The 2,793-nt window shown below is 68.1% G+C and carries 1 protein-coding gene; it reads left to right on the forward strand.

The features are described 5' to 3' along the window. Nucleotides 1-2,793: AMP-binding protein (locus AB4112_RS35895; RefSeq protein WP_441727237.1), on the forward strand; the 2,793-nt coding region annotated here is incomplete at both ends.

The raw sequence follows: 2,793 nt of genomic DNA on the forward strand, positions 1-2,793 counted from the left end.
GACCCTGCGGCCCGAGGATGTGCCGCAGAGCTGCGCCCTGATCGTCGCCGGCGACAGATGTCCTGCGGATCTGGTCGGGCAATGGTCGGCCGGGCACCGGATGTTCAACGCCTACGGCCCGACGGAAGCGACGGTCTGCGCCACGGCCAGCCAAGCCCTGTCCGGAGCGGTCGAGCCGCCGATCGGGGCGCCGATCTGGAACACGCGGGTGTACGTGCTGGACGGGAGCCTGCGTCCGGTTCCGGTGGGAGTGTCCGGGGAGCTGTACATTGCCGGTGCCGGGCTGGCGCGGGGCTATCTCAACCGGTCGGGCCTGACGTCGGAGCGGTTCGTGGCGTGCCCGTTCGGGCCAGCGGGGAGCCGGATGTACCGGACGGGAGACGTGGCGCGGTGGCGTCCGGACGGTGTGCTGGAGTACCAGGGCCGTGCGGACGAGCAGGTGAAGATCCGCGGGTTCCGGGTCGAGCCGGGTGAGATCGAGGCGGCACTCGGCAGCCATCCCGCCGTCGCCCAGGCCGCCGTCATCGCGCGGGAGGACCAGCCGGGGCAGAAGCAGCTGGTCGGCTATGTGGTGACGGCGTCGGGTGCGTCGCCGGATGGGGCGGAGCTGCGCCGTCATGTGGGGCAGCGCCTGCCGGAGCATATGGTGCCGTCGGTGGTGGTGGTGCTGGAGGCATTGCCGCTGACGCCGAACGGCAAGCTCGATCGCAAGGCCCTGCCGGCGCCGGCCGGCGATGCCTATACCCGGCCGGCCTACGAACCTCCCAGAGGTGAGACCGAACACATATTGGCGCGGCAGTGGCAGGAACTGCTCCGGGTCGAGCGCGTCGGACGCAACGACAACTTCTTCGAACTCGGCGGTCATTCGCTCCTGGCCGTGCAAATGATGGAGCGTCTGCGCACCCTCGATCTCGGCATCGGCATTCGCAGCCTGTTCGAAAGTCCGACCCTGGCCGGGCTGGCTGCAACCGCGGGCGGCGACCATCAGGTGCCGACGCCGGAGAACGTGATCGGCCCGCTCAACACCACGATCACGCCGGACATGCTGCCGCTGATCGACCTGACCCAACCGGATATCGACCGCATCGTCGCGCAGGTTCCAGGAGGGGTGGCGAATATCCAGGATATCTACGCGCTGTCGCCGTTGCAGGACGGCATTCTGTTCCATCATCTGCTCGCGGCGGACGGCGATCCGTATCTGATGGTGGCGCGAATGCGCTTCGCGGACCGCGCCCTGATGGATCGCTACATCGACGCGGTGCAGCAGGTCGTCGATCGCCACGACATCCTGCGCACCGCCTTCGTCTGGGATGGCTTGTCCGTTCCGGCCCAGGTGGTGTGGCGGCAGGCGCCGCTCAGCGTCGCGGATATCGAGCTCGATCCAGCGGACGGACCTGCCGTCGAACAACTGACCCGGCGGTTCGATCCCCGTCGGTATCGAATGGACCTCACCCGAGCGCCACAACTCCAGTTCGTCGCGGCCAGGGAGCCCGAGACCGGGAGCTGGCTGTTGCTGGTGCTGCAGCATCACCTGACCGGGGATCATTCCACGGTGGAGATTCTGCAGGCCGAGATCGAGGCCGTCCTGGCCGGGCGTTGGAGTGATCTGGGGCCGGCGCACCCGTTCCGCAACCTGGTGGCCCAGGCCCGTTTCGGCGTGTCGCAGGATGAGCATGAGCGCTTTTTTCGCGAGATGCTCTCCGAGATGGAAGAGCCGACCACGCCGTTCGGTCTTGCCGACGTGCATCTCGACGGCAGCGATATCGATGAAGCGCACCGGATGCTGCCGCAAAGCCTCAATGACCGGCTGCGCGTCCAGGCGCGGCGGCTGGGTGTCAGCCTTGCCAGCCTGTGTCATCTCGCATGGGGGCAGGTGATCGCCCGCACCGCCGGGCGCGAGCGGGTGGTGTTCGGAACCGTTCTGTTTGGACGCATGCAGTCAGGAAGCGGCGCCGATCGAGCCATGGGGATGTTTATCAACACCCTCCCCTTGCGGTTGGATCTCGACGGAACCGGGGTCGAGGAGAGCGCGCGACGGGCTCACGCAAGATTGGCCGGGCTGCTGCGCCACGAACATGCCTCGCTGGCTCTGGCCCAACGCTGCAGCGGCGTGGCCTCGCCAGCCCCCCTGTTCAGCGCGCTCCTGAACTATCGCCACAACAGCATGCCGAACGCCGGGACGACCGGTCTGACGGCGGGGATCGAGTGGCTCGGCGCAGAGGAACGGACGAACTATCCCTTCGGCCTGTCAGTGGAGGATTTCGGCGATGCGCTAGGCTTGACCGCGCAGGCTGTCAGGCCGCTCGCACCGGATTGGATCTGCGCGGCCATGCAACGGGTGCTGGAGGCCATGGCTGATGCGCTCGAGCGTGCGCCTGGAACCCCGGTGCGCGACCTTGACCTCCTGGATGTGGAGGAGCGGTCCCGTCTGCTGTCGGGTTGGAACGGGACGGATCGGGCGGTGTCTGGCGGGACGGTGCCGGATCTGTTCGAGGCGCAGGTGCGCCGGACACCGGATGCGGTGGCGCTGGAGCATGGCGGTGAGGTGGTGAGCTATGCGGAGCTGAACCGCCGTGCGAACCGGCTGGCGCATGTGCTGATCGGCCGGGGGATCGGCCCGGAGAGCGTGGTGGGGATAGCGCTGCCGCGTTCGGTGTCGATGGTGGTGTCGGTGCTGGGTGTGCTGAAGGCGGGGGCCGCATACCTGCCGCTGGACCCGGAGTATCCGGCGGACCGGCTGGGCTACATGGTGTCGGATGCGGGCCCGGTCTGCGTGATCGGTTCAGGGGCGGA

The organism is Inquilinus sp. 2KB_23 (assembly GCF_052115705.1).
Lineage (GTDB): Bacteria > Pseudomonadota > Alphaproteobacteria > DSM-16000 > Inquilinaceae > Inquilinus > Inquilinus ginsengisoli_A.